This is a genomic window from Verrucomicrobiota bacterium, from assembly GCA_021294815.2.
In the GTDB taxonomy this organism is placed as follows: domain Bacteria; phylum Verrucomicrobiota; class Verrucomicrobiia; order Opitutales; family LL51; genus LL51.
The window spans coordinates 432,362-447,249 of record CP095464.1 but is presented as its reverse complement, the minus strand read 5'-3'; the positions used below and the strand labels follow the sequence as shown (position 1 = coordinate 447,249).

Here is a 14,888-nt window from a genome sequence, read left to right as displayed (position 1 = left end):
TTCCGGGACCAAACATACATACCTCCTTTCCATGATTACTTCTTACCTTCATCGACGACCTCGAAATCGGCATCGACGACACCATCAGAAGATTGCTGACCGCCCGCGGTAGACGACTGCGCAGCCTCTGGCTGAGGTTGAGGATTGGGCTGTACATTCTTATACAGTTCCTGGGCGACTTCCTGAAATACTTTTGTTAATTGATCGACGGCAGCCTTCATCGCATCGGTCGACGCGCTACTATCTTCAAAGACCTTTTTGGCCTCCGCGATCGCATTCTCCATCTTTTGCTTATCAGAATCCTGGAGCTTATCACCGGTGTCCTTGAGCTGCTTTTCGGTCTGATATACCAAGCTGTCGAGTTGGTTACGGACCTCGATCCGCTCCTTTTCACGCTTATCCGATTCCGCGAACTGTTCCGCCTCTTTACGCAACTTTTCGACTTCCGTTTCGGATAACCCCGACGCGCCGGTAATCGTAATCTTTTGATTCTTACCACTACCGAGATCCTTAGCGGTCACACTCAGAATACCGTTCGCATTGATATCGAAGGTGACTTCGATTTGCGGGACTCCACGGGGAGCGATCGGAATACCATCCAAACGAAAGATACCCAATGTCTTATTTTGAGACGCCAACGGACGCTCTCCCTGAAGCACATGGATATCGACTGCCGTCTGATTATCGGCATAAGTCGAAAAGATCTGACTCTTCTGCGTCGGGATAGTCGTATTCCGTTCGATCATCGGTGTAGACGCACCACCGGCGGTTTCAATCCCAAGTGTTAACGGAGTCACATCGAGTAACAGAACATCGGTAACTTCTCCCTTTAAAACACCCCCTTGGATTGCCGCACCAACGGCAACGACTTCGTCCGGGTTAACGCCCTGGTGAGGATCCCGACCGGCAATGTCACGTGCAGTTTCGACGACCTTCGGCGAACGCGTCATACCGCCAACAAGCACGAGCTCATCGATATCATTTGCGCTTAATCCGGCGTCATGGAGACAATTCTTACACGGCTGAACCGTCCGTTGATAAAGGGAGTCACAGATTTTCTCCAATTGCGCCCGCGTAAGTGTTACATTGAGATGCTTCGGTCCTGATGCATCGGCGGTAATAAAGGGCAGATTAATATCCGTCTGTTGTGCCGATGATAGGGCAATTTTAGCCTTTTCCGCCTCTTCCTTCAAACGCTGATGGGCTACCGGATCCGTCCGCAGATCGATCCCATTGTCCGCCTTGAAATTATCCGCGAGCCAATCGATAATTGCACGATCCCAGTCATCACCACCGAGCAGGGTATCACCGTTGGTTGCCTTTACTTCAAACACCCCATCTCCGATTTCAAGTACCGAGATATCGAACGTACCACCACCGAGGTCATAGACCGCGATCTTCTTCTCGCCGCTTTTCTCCAGACCATACGCCAACGAAGCAGCCGTTGGCTCATTAATAATTCTCAACACCTCGAGGCCAGCGATGGTACCGGCATCTTTAGTAGCCTGTCGTTGTGCATCATTAAAGTACGCCGGGACGGTAATGACGGCCTGAGTAATTTTCTCTCCGAGGTAAGCTTCTGCATCGGCCTTGAGTTTAGCCAAGACCATAGAGGAAATTTGTTCTGGGGAAAAGATTTCAGTTTTTCCGCCGACCTGACATTGGATTGCGGCGTCTCCATTCTTACCGGGAACGACCTTATAAGGGAGGTCATGAACGAGTTCCTGAACTTCCTCATACTTATGACCGATGAGACGTTTTGCGGAGAAAATCGTATTTTGAGGGTTTGTAACGGCCTGACGCTTAGCGGCCTGACCGACGAGGCGGTCTCCATTTTTGGTGAACGCGACGATCGAAGGGGTTGTACGAGCACCCTCCGAATTCGGGATAACGACAGCCTGGCCACCTTCCATGACCGCCATGCAAGAATTTGTAGTACCGAGATCGATACCGAGAACTTTTGACATAATATAATTCCTTTTAATTAAATGATTAAAGAACAGTTACTATTCCAGCTCCACTCTTTTATAAGAGTTCACTGAAACACGCTGCAGATCTAGTTAGCAATTTTCGTGCCACAGATGTAAACGTTAAGGAAAAATTTTCAGTGTGAAGGTGCGGAATAACTAACGTGTTCCCGGATCACTCAAAGAAGTTGGGCAATTTGGCAGAAAAGAAGCGGCAAATTATGTGATTAGAGGGAAATTTAAGCACGTAAGCCTCAGATTCTAAGAGATATTTTATAAAAACAGATGGAGTTTTGGCACAAAAAGCTTGCGGTTCCTGAAAAGAAAATAGACGCTCAGCGGCTACTTATGAGTAAGATAATCAATCCATAAGAAAAAAGAAACAGCTTTAAAAATTCTGCTGCTATCAGTAGGTTCTTTGAGCGGAAATCTCCTTTGTGCTAGTGCAGATAGTTCGTGCTCCGAAGAGGAGGCCTATTATGAGTACTATTCCGATCAGGACGAGCATAATGCAGAAAGGGGAGAAAAAGTTACTGTCGAGGAGCCGTTCGGGAAAGTTACTTATATCCGGCAAAAAGATGGAACAATCGAAGCGCCTGCAGAAGTTTATGATTACGTAACCTCGAAGGGGCATGCGCAGGGGCATTGGCGTAAACTCAGTTGGTATGGGAGGAATGCCACGTTTAATGATCTTTCAGAGGAGGGGCAGCAGAAGGTTGCGAAAAGGAAGGCGCGAGAGCTTAGTGAGACGGGAGACATCAAGATTCTCTGGGATTTTCCTGTAAGTGGGGTTGAGATGATATGCCCAATACTGACGCAAGATCAGCTGTCTTCTATTTTCGATAAGATTATGCAGGAATTTCGCTCGTGTGGGTATGGGAAGTTCTATGAGAGGGAAAAAAGTGGGGCGTTGCATTTGAACGACATTAAGCCGTTTTGGGTTGCCTTTGACGATGATCGGAAAGGGCAGCATTATAGGAGCCTCACGCCAGCGCATAAGTTGGTATTTTGGCCTGATATGACGTCAGATTGGCAGGGGAAGAATTTCCCTTACTATCCCCATAACGATCTCGTAGATTACGACAGCGATAAGAAGGAGATGATAATACGCGATGAAGTGTGGCATGGTATCCCCGATGAGTACAAAACAGAGGAGAATCTCAAGCTGACGCCCACGGTGTTCCAAGAACGTGTCCGAGCGGAAAAAGATATTCATTAAGAACTGAGCCTATTTCCCTTTCAAGGCTCCCAATTTATCGGGAGCCTTTATTTTTGCGGAGGTCGATGAAAATTTTGAGTGTACTCTGAGAGTTTTCATTTCCTCTTTTATTGTCAAAATTATATAAATATTGCAAAATTTTTATAAAATACCATAATATCTTCGGGTACTTATGGACGAGAAAATACAAAAACCAAATAAACCGATCTTAAGGATTTTAGCGCTGGCACTGGGGACTTTAACAAGCCATTTACTCTGGGGATACGTTGACACAATTCCTGCTCATGAATCGGATCAATTTCAAAAGCAACTGAGCGCAGAGGCTTCGCCGTATGTTAAAGCTCCGTCGTTCCAGATGAAAAAACCTTTGGTCCATCTTCAGGCTCCGTTGCCCCAGATTGAGATCGCTCAACTCCATGTAAAAGAGCCGGTATTGCTTCCGGATACAATGTCGCTCCTTTCCGAAGAGGAATTTTTCGGTATGTCCTGGGATGAACGGGATCGTTATCTGGCACATTTGCCGGAAGATCAGCTGGTGGCGTTTTTTAACGGTTTCAGCCAAAAAGGGAAAGGGGAAGCTTATAGGCATTTACCTTATCGTGCGAAAAAAATTTTTTGGAGGCGGCTCGATTTGGAGCAACAAGGGCGGAATTTTGGCTACATTCCCACGTCCGAGCGAAGGCTCTGTTTTGAAGACCTCGACACAAAATGGCGGAATTGGAGGATTGGTCTACTGCCAACAGATTCGGAACAATTTGAGGTTTTTCCGCTCTTAAGTGAGGAGGGCAAGAGGAAGTATTGCGAAGGCCTGTCGCCGGAAAAATTACAACGGCTGATCGCGTATTTGCCGCCGGAAGAGCAACAAGGAATACCGGCAATCCTAACTGTCGAAGCATTACTACTTCAATGGAATGACTTATCGGATGAAGAGCGGGGAAGGAGGTTTACGGAGTTGCCATTGGAAAAGCGCGCGCATTATTGGCATTCCTTAAGTAAACGAGATCGAAAGTACCAGTTCCAATACCTGCCAGAATCGGAACGTGTCAACCTATGGCCGTCTTTTAATGGCGATGAAGATAGTCAAATTTGGAACTTCAGATACCTTCCGAAGTATAAACGTCTAGAATTATGGCCGAGCGTTAGTTATGAAGTGCGGCGCTGTAATTTTCAATCTTTTTCGGGTGCGGAAATGATGCAATTATGGTCGGATCTTAATGAACTTGGCAAGGGTGCTAATTTTGGACATTTACCACTTTTTGAATGTGCGCGTTTTTGGCCTGACTTAAGCGAGCGGTGGCGGAGTCCCAATTTTCGGCACCTGCGCGCTGTGGATCGTGTGCGATTTTGGGGAACATTGGCTCATCTGAAATCTCATCCTAATGCACAATCGGAAAACTTTCACCATTTACCCGAAGACGCACGCCTTGCGGCCTGGGAAGGTAGAATACTGGATGGCAAAATATTGGATCATAGTGTGCAAGAAGGGCTAACACAGGAAGGTCGCGATCGCATTTTGGCTATCTGCCACAGGAGGTTCGGTTGGATCACTGGAATGAAGTAACGCCACAGGGAAAAAGGAAAAATTACTGGTATCTCACGCCCGAGCAGCGGCTGCAGCTATCCGGCCTCTCGCAAGAGGAAGCAGAGATTGATCCGCGACGCTTCGAGTCATGGCCCATGTGGAAAAAAGTCCAATTTTGGAACCGCGTCGAGCAAAGTTTTTTACAGTAAGGATACTGAGTGTTTTTAACGTAAACTAATGTCTTTGAACAGGGCTCTTTGTTGACCAAGGGGCTCTTGGATGTTCATTTGAAAAGGATACCAGTTAGATTCCAAAAATCTGAAGATGCTTTTGCTTTTTCGAGGTAAATTGATATTTGATGTTAATTTTTAAAAAAATATAAAATAATTATTGCAAAACTTAAAATAAGGGTCCATGGTGCAGGGTCCTATGAACAAAAAGTTACAAAAATGGAATAAAGACGTTCTGAAATTTTTTCCGCTAGCAATGAGTTTCTTAAGCTTAAACGGAACATCGCTTCATGCGGGTGCAACAGAGGGAATTATAATACAATCTTCGAACTACTCAACCGTAAAGCAAATGCTTGAGGGTGGAGCTGTAAATGAAGAGTGTTTGCAATTATTTTGTAATTTAAGCTCCAAATTACACACACGGTTAGTAAAAAACCTGAATATTAATACACTTGTGCAATTGTTTTGTAAACTGGGCACGCGAGATGAGTATCGAAATGTATTTAAACAATTAGAGGAATGGCAATGTGTAGAAGTATTTCGTAGGCTAGACCAACAGGGGCGTCTAAAATTATTCCGCATGACAGCACAAACTGCCAACCGTGCACAGTTAATATGTAATCTAAATGGCGATGAGTGTTTACAACTATTTCGGCTATTAAACGAGGAAGAGTCTTTGCAATTATTCCGCGGATTAACGAATAATGGACGTTTGCAATTGGTCCAAAAAATGGACGCAGCAGAACGTTTGCAGCTATTCTATAAATTGAGCCCGAGCGAGCGTTTACAACTGTTCCGTGGCTTAAGTTTAAAACTAAAAGATTCTTTCGTTATGGTTTTGAATGATAAAGAGTGTACGCAATTAGTTAATAGTATGAACAGTACAGAACGTGTATCATTATTTCAGGAGTTGAATGGGGAGACGCGCCTGCAATTATTTCATAAACTAGGGTTAAGCACGCGTCTGCGGCTGTTTAGTGAATTTGATTCTGGTTTGAGAATTTCTCTAATGACAGGATCAAGTGCTAGGGAGTGTGCGCAATTAATTAACGCTCTGAGTGAAGAACAACTTGGGCAATTCTCTCATGCAGTGAAATGTAACGGAGAAAATGCACGGTTATTTCACACCTTAGACACTAAAGGGCGGCAACAACTGATTCATAGATTAAACGATAGCGAGCTTGTACAGCTATTCCGAGGATTGAGTGATGACGAACTTGTTTCATTGTTTGACAGTTTTTATTGGTATGAACGTGGGAGATTAGCCAAATTATTTCATAACTTAACGAATAGCGAGGTTAGGCGGCTATTCCTTATTTTGGATGATGATGGGCATGAGAAGTTGGTGAGGAGTTTAGGAAATCCAGAGCGTTTGCGGTTATGGGATCTCTTGACGGATGAAGAAATTTCGCGTTTACTCTTTGTCTTGGAGACAGCAGATGCTGCAGAATGGACCCAACTTTTGGACACCAAAGGTCGTACAAGGTTGCAAACGATTCAAAATGGCTCTGGAGATCACTGGATGAAAACTCTAAGTGAAGACGAATGGCGGCAATTGAGAATCCGTCTTTCTATACAACCCGGTGGATGGATCTTCGATGATCTCTGCGATGATGAGGATTATTTTCTTTCTAGGATGTAAAATAACACGGATCTGACACGACCTCGAAGATCATTCGGGGGCTGAGCCTCGTTGCTATCTTTTCTACACAACCAAATCAATCAACCGGTGTAGTTCGACGCTGTATTCGAGAGGGAATTCTCGGATGAGGTCGTTGACAAAGCCGTTTACACAGAGGCTGGTGGCTTGGTGTTCGTCGAGGCCACGTTGGCGAAGATAAAGTAGACGCTCTTCGTCGACTTTCGAGACGCTGGCTTCGTGTTCGACTTGATTTTGATCGCCGGTAATCGTCATGCGCGGATAGGTGTCACTGCGGCTGTCAGTGTCGATTAGAAGAGCGTCGCAGCGCGTACGGTTGCGGCAACCTTGAAAGTTAGGTGCGATGTCTACGAGACCGCGGTAGGTCGCAAGGCCGTGGTGCTTGGAAACTGATTTCGAAACAATGTTGGAGGTCGTGTTGTTCGCGCGGTGAATCATCTTCGCACCGGTGTCTTGAACTTGGTTGTCGGTCGCGAGGGCAATCGAGAGAATTTCCCCACGGGCACGCTCGCCAGCTAGAAGAATCGCGGGGTATTTAGCGGTGATACGAGAGCCGATGTTGCAGTCGATCCAGCGAATTTCGGCGTTGGCGTGGGCAGTACTGCGCTTGGTAACGAGATTAAAAACGTTGCTCGACCAGTTCTGGACTGTGATGTATTGAACTTTTGCACCCGGAAGCGCTATTACCTCCACAACAGCAGAATGAAGCGCAGCAGACTCAAATGTTGGAGCAGTACAGCCTTCCATGTAGAGCAGTTCGGCGTCATGGTCGACAATGATAAGCGTGCGTTCAAACTGCCCGAAGCGTTGGGCGTTGATGCGAAAGTAGGCCTGAAGGGGCTGTTTGAGTTTTACCCCTGGTGGAACATAAATGAAACTACCACCACTAAATACCGCGCTATTGAGCGCACTGAATTTGTTATCATCGACGGGAACGAGTGAGGCAAAATAGGGGCGGAAAATATCGGAATATTGCTGTAATCCGGTGTTTGAGTCGACAAAAATGATGCCGTCTTTCGTTAAAAATTCTTGCAGACGAGCGTAGGCCGTTTCACTGTCAAATTGCGCTTCCACGCCCGCGAGAAACTTCCGTTCACGTTCGGGAATCCCTAGGCGTTCGAAGGTGTTTTTGACTTTTTCGGGTACATCCTCCCAGGAGCGTTGGGTTTGCTTTTGGGGAGAAAGGTAGTATTGGATGTTGTCGAAGTCGATCGGAGGAATCCAGGTCGGCATCGGAAGCTTTTGGAAAACGCGTAGGGCATTGAGACGAAAGTCTAAGAGCCATTGAGGTTCGTTTTTGGCCTGGCTAATGTAGCGAATGGTATCTTCGTTGAGCCCAGTACCGGCGTTATGGATATAGTCGACCTCGTAATGGAAGTCGTGGTTTTCATCTTTCATCGTTCTTCAAGTCCGGCGTAACCCTGGTGTTCGAGGGCGTCGAGTAGTTCAATTCCACCCGAGTGCGTGATCGTTCCGTGTTCCATGATATGAATCTTTTCCGGTCGTGTGAGATCGAGGAACTTTTTTTGGTGTGTTATGATGAGGCCGGATACTTGGGGTAAGCAGTGCGCAATGGTCTGAATCGCATCAATATCGAGACCGCTATCGATTTCATCGAGCAGGATGACCGATGGTTGGAGCATGAGGATTTGGAGCATTTCGCAGCGCTTTTTTTCACCGCCGGAAAAGTCGACGTTAATGGCGCGCGACGCAAAGCTCCGGTCGAGCCCAACGGTATCTAAAGCTTGGTTGAGTCGTTCGTAAAATTCTTTAATCGGGAGATGTCTCCCTTGTGCATCGAGCGCAGTCCGTAAAAAAGTCGCCACAGAAACACCGGGAATCTCAACCGGATTTTGGTAGGATAAAAAGAGTCCACGGCGGGCACGTTCTTCGGGAGGAAGATGGGTGATATCTTCGTTACGGAGATAGATCGTTCCTGAGGTTACGGTATAGCTTGGATGTCCAGCGATCGTCCGTACCAGAGAACTTTTCCCCATACCATTTTTCCCCATCAGTGCATGCCAAATACCTTCTGGGAGTTCGAGGTTACAATGCGATAAAACGACTTGATCTTGGACCGTCACACATAGGTCCTCGACCGCTAGAATTGCCATACCACGAGCTAAGTCGGAGTGGGTTCTGGGGCAAGGTTTTTTACCATTGCCATACGGGGGTGATTTGATACAATCAGCCCTGTGAAATTTTCCTACAAAGGAACGGACGGGGCGACAGGGCGTACAACGTCAGGGACGGTCGAGGCAGCGGATCGAAAGTCAGCGATTCTCAGCCTACAAGGCCGTGGCATACGGGTTTCCGCGATTGCGGAAGACACCGGGACTACGAAGAGCTCGTTTAAGTTTCAGCTTTTTCAGAAGAGCAAGAGTAAGATTGCGCTCAGTTTTCTTCAAAAGTTTTTACAATTACACGGCGGAGGGCTTCCGATTGGGGATGCGATACGGACGATGCGGAAGCGTTTAAAGGACCCGCAGGAGCAGGTTTTAGCGGAAACGATTCACAAAGACGTATGTGAAGGGAAGACGATTGCGCAAGCGATGCGGAACTTTCCAGACATTTTCAACGAGAACACGGTTTGCATGGTAGAAGCGGGAGAAAAGACGGGCAATCTCATTTCTGTGATTACGAATTTGATTGAATTTCTAGAGACGAAGGAGCAGTTGAAGAAGAAGTTCATTTCCGGGATGGCATATCCGGCGACGGTCTGTACGGTTGGAATTGTTGTTGGGTTAGTCTTTCTTATTTTCATCATGCCGAAGCTTGAGAGCATGCTCAAATCGCTTGGAGGCGACCTACCGCAGATGACGAAATACCTCATTGACGCATCGAAGGTAGCGGGGCAATACTGGTGGGCGATTCTCCTATCGATTCTGGGTATTATTGGCGTAACGTTAGCCTATCGGAACACGCCAAAGGGGCGCTACAATCTGGACCACTGGGTATTACGGATACCGATTGTAGGCATGATTATCAAAGAGAACTTTTACTGTCAGACCTCGAATCTACTGGCGACGCTTTTAGGTAGTGGGATCAACACGACAGAGGCGATGGAGCTGGCGAAGAATGCATCTGCGAACCGCTATTTTCGGCAACGTTTTATCGAAGCGAAGGAAGCGGTGATGAACGGGGCCTCAATGACGCAAGCGTTTGAGACCTACGGCGTGATGCCCGACCTTGCGCTTGATCTTCTTTCGATGGGAGAAAACACGGGAGATCTTGCTGGTTCTCTAAAAAGTGTCTATAAAAAATACCACGGAGACCTCATCAACGACCTCAACATGATGTCGAGCGCGGTCACGGCCATCGCCATGGGCTGTGCCTTTGTCGGCGTCGCGATTCTCGCATTAAGTGTCATTACAAGTGTATTGCAGGTTACATCGTCGATTAAGATGTAAACAAGCTAGCTTTTGTTTGAGAGAGTTGGTTAGATTTGGCTCATATGCGAATATCAGACCTTTGCCGTTGGGGTGATGTGTTTAATTTTCGGCTCGACGTTTGAGTTTACCAGCGAGAAATTATAAAATTTACCTGTAAAGCGTTTTTTTTTTTTTTACAAATCTCTCTGTAAATTTATACTCAACTTATGAGTGTTAGCGGGGCTAGTAATACCAATTGGGGCACGTATAAGTTTCGTAGATCGGAGGCGTTCGGTCCTAGCTATGATATTGATAAACGGGATGCGGCGAAAATTGTTGTTGAGCTGGCAAAACTCGGAGATAAGAGTGCTCAAGCGCTTGCCGGGAAGGGGCCCTTTGCGGCTATACGGTTATGCTCAGCAATTAAAAATGGGAAATTGATACAGGATAAGCAAGGTCAGGAAATCGCTATAGGGCAGGCGGTGCAGAACTTGTTAGATGAGTTACCTCTAGAAGCGTTTAAGACAAAGGCTTTTTCGAAAACGAGATGGAAGATGAACAAAAGTGTACTCCGGACAACATTCCAGAGTAAAGGACTAGAGTCCATAAATAAGTTTCATGAACTAAAGCAAGAATTTGAAGCATTGAGGCGACAAAAAGAAACAAAAGAAGCTCAATTAGACGCCAAGTTTGGCAAAGAATGGAAGAAGCTCCTTCCGGAAAAGCAGTATATAGAAGCTAATGGCCGGAAATTTTCATACGCTACCGCTATTGGCTCCGGCGCTACTTATTTCGCAAGTCCATATGAAAGGAGATATGTCTATAAGAGTTATACCGATAAGGAGCGATTCAATGCCATGGACGCTATGAATACAGCAACTCAGCTTTTAATTAATCAATACGACGATTTGTTAAACAGTCAAACCACGCCGGAGATAAATACTTCCGGGCCTCAACAGATAACTAATGAGGAGACAACTCTTCAAAATAATGGCGAACCGCCGCTTTGGGTTGGTGGTGAAATTGATCCAGAAATATTTGATCCATTAATACAGGATCAAGAGCAAGGATGCTCGGAGGAATATTTTGAGGGCCGTCTAATGGAAAAAACATCTGAAAACACAGCCGAGACACTACAAGATAAAAGCATCTCAGACGATCAAAATTATAGTCGGCGGGGCTTTGCATCTACAGACATAAAAGAGGAGATAGCAAAACCCGAAAAACCTGTAACTCTGGAATCGGGAAAAACGGAGACACCAGAGACAGAGAAACAGCAGATGGCTGCTGAGAAACTCTCAATAAAAGACAAAATAAGGCTATTTGACGGTGGAACTTCCAATGCATAGATCAATAATTTTTCGCCGGGTGACTGAACTCAATGTGATAGCGCAATCAAAGGAAGGGAGTTCCTTTGTGCAAAAATGATCCCAATTTCGGTAATACCCCGATTCCTAGTGGAGCGTGATGGGGTAAGTTCTCTTAAAATCGCTGCTTAATCAAAGCGTGATGTTTCTATGGATCTGATCAACGACCTCAACATGATGTCGAGTGTGGTCACGGCCATCGCCATGGGCTGTGCCTTCGTCGGTGTCGCGATTCTCGCCTTGAGTGTAATCACCAGCGTCTTACAAGTTACATCGTCGATTAAGATGTAGCGGTTTTGGGTTTGGCTTCCTTGGAAGAGTGATTTAGTTTTTGGCAGGAGTTTGTAATCACCACCAAAAGAGCTTAAGCATTTGATCGTACACCAGCATACCTATCAAGCCTTTAATAAAATTTTGAAGGCCTCTTATTAAGTAACATACTGGGTTTTATCAGGGAAAGGATAGTATTGTGACATCTTATGTAGCGACTTGCCAAAACGCGCTCTAGTATACGAGCAATCGGCAACGTATATTATGTATTTGTTTGTAAGTTGCAAGAATAATATTAATTTATATTCACGAGCTCTGGAATTGGCCCAGCAGGAGGTTTTGTCCCTAATCGGGAGTACGATGCGATGGTAGAAAACCTCAACAAGCGAGTTGGCGGTTTAAACGCTGCGATATTTACAGCAGCTCGATCGTATAATCCAGAAAACGTCTTTTCCGTAGACGTTATCAAGGCATATTTTAAAACTGTTAGAAATGCACGAAAAAATCCGTACTCTGACGAGGGGCGGAAATTTTACGGAGACCTACAAAAGTATGCTGAAACTGAGACTTTTAAAAAAGCGACGATTAGTTTGTTCGGGAAAAAGATAGATATACCCTATTTTTCTCGTTCAGGGTATAACCAGACAGTGGAGATGAAAAATAAACAGCATCATATCGCACAGCAACAAATTAAAGATCGCAAAGACCAGTACCATAAAGAATGGGACAATTTTCAAAACGCCGTTGGGGAATTTGAGACTTTTTTGAGCGACCAACAGAAGAATTGTTTAGGACTTGAAGGACAACTGAAATCGTTTGAGGAAGAAAAGAACGCGATCAGCGTTCCCGAGGGATCGAAGTATGCAGACAAACTAAGCAAAATTAATAACCGGTATCAGGAACTCCTAAATAAAATCAGGGAACAAAACAAATCTGTAGCACGGTTTAATGCGGACCTCAATAATGTGAGACAGAACATTTTCGAAACGGCCCCTACGCAAGATCAGAATTTGTCTGTTTGCCAGCAATTTGATGAAGCAATACATGAGAAAGTTGGGCAGATTGGCCATGAAATCAATAAGACATTCGGTGGTGCAGAAGGGATATCCCTTCAGGCCGAAATCAACGCGCTGAAAACGGACTTACAAAACCTTAAAAACCAGCAAATTAGGGACCTATACGCATCGAAATGGGATCAGTTACGAGCAAATGTAGGTACTCAGGAAAATTCTTTGAAAACTCTCCAGAAAAGTTGCTCAAACCTTCAAGAGCAACTGATGTCGCTTCAGGATCTCAAGAATTACGTTGGCCAAAAACTTCAGGGGACGGAAACTCTGAGCAAGCTTAATGAGCAACACAACACCGTTGCAGACAAGCTACAACAGCAACAAAGTGCGGCCAATGAAATCTCCAATAAACTTCAGCTACTTCAGGCGAGCATTAACACTTCGCAGAGCCAACTAATGTCAGCTGATAACATAGATGAGGCTGAATTACAAAGACAAGACGCTTTTATACTTGAGCAGTTCCGTCAAATTCAACAGGAAATTGAGCATTTGGGTGAGTCCAAACTGCAACCAGCAATTGATCAACTAAAAACGAATCTTAATGAGCAATTGAGGCAAATGCTCCAACAAGATCTTGACGCAGCTAAAGCCACATGTGAAGGATGCACGTCTTCCATGGATTCTTACATGAGTTATGTTCAACCATTCCACGATGCTCCCATAGGCTATTTAGAGGAGCTTAAAAGTGGCGCGCACAATACCCAAAAGTTCGAAGAAGGTATTCAAAAACTTAAAGAGGCTTATGATCGATTTGCGAACAATTTTCAATCATACAATCAGGCAAAGAGCAAGGTTCAAAGCGCAATTGAGCATTTAGAAAGTCTTATTGGAAGCGGAAATATTAGGGAAATTCAAGAGAGTGAAAAAGCAGTTGAGCAAACGGTTACGGAATTCAGAAATACTTTTGCAAAACTAGACGAGAATATTCAAGGGCTATTTACGGAATATCGGGCGAATGTAGCTGGTATTTTGGAAGAAGTACTGAAAGAGGTACCTAAAGACACAATACAAGCATTGCTAACAGAGGCACCCCAAGCAATGAAAGATTTGTTTGCTAAAATTGGGAAACAATCGGAAAGATCCAATAAGAGACAGAGATTTGGATGGTAGTAGCATCTCATGTAATTGATGCTGGTGCGAGTTCTGTAATTTCATAAGTTTTAAACGTTATCACGGTGTGAGCTCGCCTGCCAATTTGCAAGAATATCGATTCGCAGATTTTCTGAGCAGCGTCTACAAGAAGTATCACGGGGTCCTGATGAACGACCTCAACATGATGTCGAGTATAGTCACGGCCATAGCCATGTGCTGTGCCTTTGTCGGCGTCGCGAGCGTCGTTGCGGGTGTCTTGCAAATTACCTCTTCGATTAAGATGTAAAACGGAGATAGTCGAACCGCATTCTACATCATTTGCGTAGCATTTTTAACAAGGCCTTCTGTAAAAAGACAGGTGGCTAAGGTCGAATGCGAAGTTGTATTACACGAACACAAAATTTCTACGAAATGCGATCGCATATTTGGGTATAGGTTAAAAATGTAAATAAATGTGTTATTGATTTAAAGTACGTCGTGTGGCATTAACTCGACTTATGTCCTTTAAGCTCGAGAGTGGTGGTAAAGTTAGCGCATGGGAGACGGCTAAGTTTTGGCTGCAGAAGAAAACCCAAATATAGGGAGAAGCAATACACTCTCGACGATCAAGCAGCCTATAAATATTGGAATAAAATTGATCAAGGGCGATCGTGCTGCTATCGAGAAGAAACTAAATTTGTATGAGCGTTCTTTCCAGCCCACTACAAACGGTATATTTGGAACTTCAAAGCTTCAATTTGTAAGATCAGAGTATGATGTGATAAAAGCGGAAAAGGTAGCGAATGCAACCAAAGAGATTAAGGAAAAGCATCAAGGAATCTTGCACCACTTCAAAATACACTAAAGGCACTAAACCTGAGCGAAGACTCTCAAGAGTATCGGGAACTGTCAGCGAAAATTACGACATATCAAAGCAAAATTGATCAGATAGGACAGTCTCTAGATGCAGATGATGCAAAATGTTCTCAAGAGACGAATACAACTATTCGCGATGAGTATAACAATGTTCTTAAAGAAGATTACGCTATGGTAGAAGCATACAACGATCTGGCGGAGGCATTGAATAATCTTATACCCATGGCTGAAGAAAAGAATAAAGTCACGCTCGAAGACGGTTCAACGT

11 protein-coding genes are annotated in these 14,888 nt (G+C 44.9%); 8 read left to right on the top strand and 3 right to left on the bottom strand.

Annotation, left to right across the window (positions count from 1 at the left end; translation table 11 throughout):
- Positions 1–35: 35 nt before the first annotated feature.
- The gene (gene dnaK, locus LW808_002120; protein UPA28081.1) at positions 36–1,967 is read right to left on the bottom strand and encodes a molecular chaperone DnaK; all 1,932 of its coding nucleotides are present in this window, start codon (positions 1,965–1,967) and stop codon (positions 36–38) included.
- A gap of 418 nt (positions 1,968–2,385) precedes the next feature.
- Here dnaK and LW808_002115 point away from each other — a divergent pair, with 418 nt between their 5' ends.
- From LW808_002115 to LW808_002105, 3 genes are all read left to right on the top strand, one after another.
- The gene (locus tag LW808_002115) at positions 2,386–3,186 is read left to right on the top strand and encodes a hypothetical protein (protein UPA28080.1); all 801 of its coding nucleotides are present in this window, start codon (positions 2,386–2,388) and stop codon (positions 3,184–3,186) included.
- A gap of 172 nt (positions 3,187–3,358) precedes the next feature.
- Positions 3,359–4,747: a hypothetical protein gene (locus LW808_002110; protein UPA28079.1), complete on the top strand. Its 1,389-nt coding sequence runs from the start codon at positions 3,359–3,361 to the stop codon at positions 4,745–4,747.
- Between the two features lie 390 nt (positions 4,748–5,137).
- Positions 5,138–6,580 (top strand): hypothetical protein, encoded by a 1,443-nt coding sequence (locus LW808_002105; protein UPA28078.1) that lies wholly within the window; start codon positions 5,138–5,140, stop codon positions 6,578–6,580.
- 63 nt (positions 6,581–6,643) lie between these two features.
- Here the strand turns inward: LW808_002105 and sufB are convergent, their stop codons facing one another.
- Both sufB and sufC read right to left on the bottom strand, forming a co-directional pair.
- Complete coding sequence (gene sufB, locus LW808_002100) at positions 6,644–7,996, bottom strand: Fe-S cluster assembly protein SufB (GenBank protein ID UPA28077.1); 1,353 nt, start codon at positions 7,994–7,996, stop codon at positions 6,644–6,646.
- The gene (gene sufC / locus LW808_002095) at positions 7,993–8,712 is read right to left on the bottom strand and encodes a Fe-S cluster assembly ATPase SufC (GenBank protein UPA28835.1); all 720 of its coding nucleotides are present in this window, start codon (positions 8,710–8,712) and stop codon (positions 7,993–7,995) included. The genes sufB and sufC overlap by 4 nt, the downstream gene beginning before the upstream one ends.
- Positions 8,713–8,793: 81 nt before the next feature.
- Here sufC and LW808_002090 point away from each other — a divergent pair, with 81 nt between their 5' ends.
- From LW808_002090 to LW808_002070, 5 genes are all read left to right on the top strand, one after another.
- Positions 8,794–10,008 (top strand): type II secretion system F family protein, encoded by a 1,215-nt coding sequence (locus tag LW808_002090; GenBank protein UPA28834.1) that lies wholly within the window; start codon positions 8,794–8,796, stop codon positions 10,006–10,008.
- Between the two features lie 188 nt (positions 10,009–10,196).
- Positions 10,197–11,318 carry a hypothetical protein gene (locus tag LW808_002085; GenBank protein UPA28833.1) on the top strand — a complete coding sequence of 374 codons (1,122 nt, stop codon included), beginning with the start codon at positions 10,197–10,199 and terminating at the stop codon, positions 11,316–11,318.
- A gap of 653 nt (positions 11,319–11,971) precedes the next feature.
- Positions 11,972–13,783, top strand: coding sequence for a hypothetical protein (locus LW808_002080; protein UPA28832.1), 1,812 nt, complete (start codon positions 11,972–11,974; stop codon positions 13,781–13,783).
- A gap of 67 nt (positions 13,784–13,850) precedes the next feature.
- Positions 13,851–14,051 (top strand): hypothetical protein, encoded by a 201-nt coding sequence (locus LW808_002075; GenBank protein UPA28831.1) that lies wholly within the window; start codon positions 13,851–13,853, stop codon positions 14,049–14,051.
- Between the two features lie 267 nt (positions 14,052–14,318).
- A complete protein-coding gene (locus LW808_002070; GenBank protein ID UPA28830.1) occupies positions 14,319–14,609 on the top strand; it encodes a hypothetical protein in 291 nt (96 codons plus the stop codon).
- Positions 14,610–14,888: the final 279 nt, after the last annotated feature.

Bases quoted from the DNA above. Each gene is read 5' to 3' on its own strand.
- sufB (UPA28077.1), bottom strand. From the start codon at position 7,996: ATGAAAGATGAAAACCACGACTTCCATTACGAGGTCGACTATATCCAT.
- LW808_002080 (UPA28832.1), top strand. From the start codon at position 11,972: ATGGTAGAAAACCTCAACAAGCGAGTTGGCGGTTTAAACGCTGCGATA.
- LW808_002110 (UPA28079.1), top strand. From the start codon at position 3,359: ATGGACGAGAAAATACAAAAACCAAATAAACCGATCTTAAGGATTTTA.
- LW808_002085 (UPA28833.1), top strand. From the start codon at position 10,197: ATGAGTGTTAGCGGGGCTAGTAATACCAATTGGGGCACGTATAAGTTT.
- sufC (UPA28835.1), bottom strand. From the start codon at position 8,712: ATGGCAATTCTAGCGGTCGAGGACCTATGTGTGACGGTCCAAGATCAA.
- LW808_002105 (UPA28078.1), top strand. From the start codon at position 5,138: ATGAACAAAAAGTTACAAAAATGGAATAAAGACGTTCTGAAATTTTTT.
- dnaK (UPA28081.1), bottom strand. From the start codon at position 1,967: ATGTCAAAAGTTCTCGGTATCGATCTCGGTACTACAAATTCTTGCATG.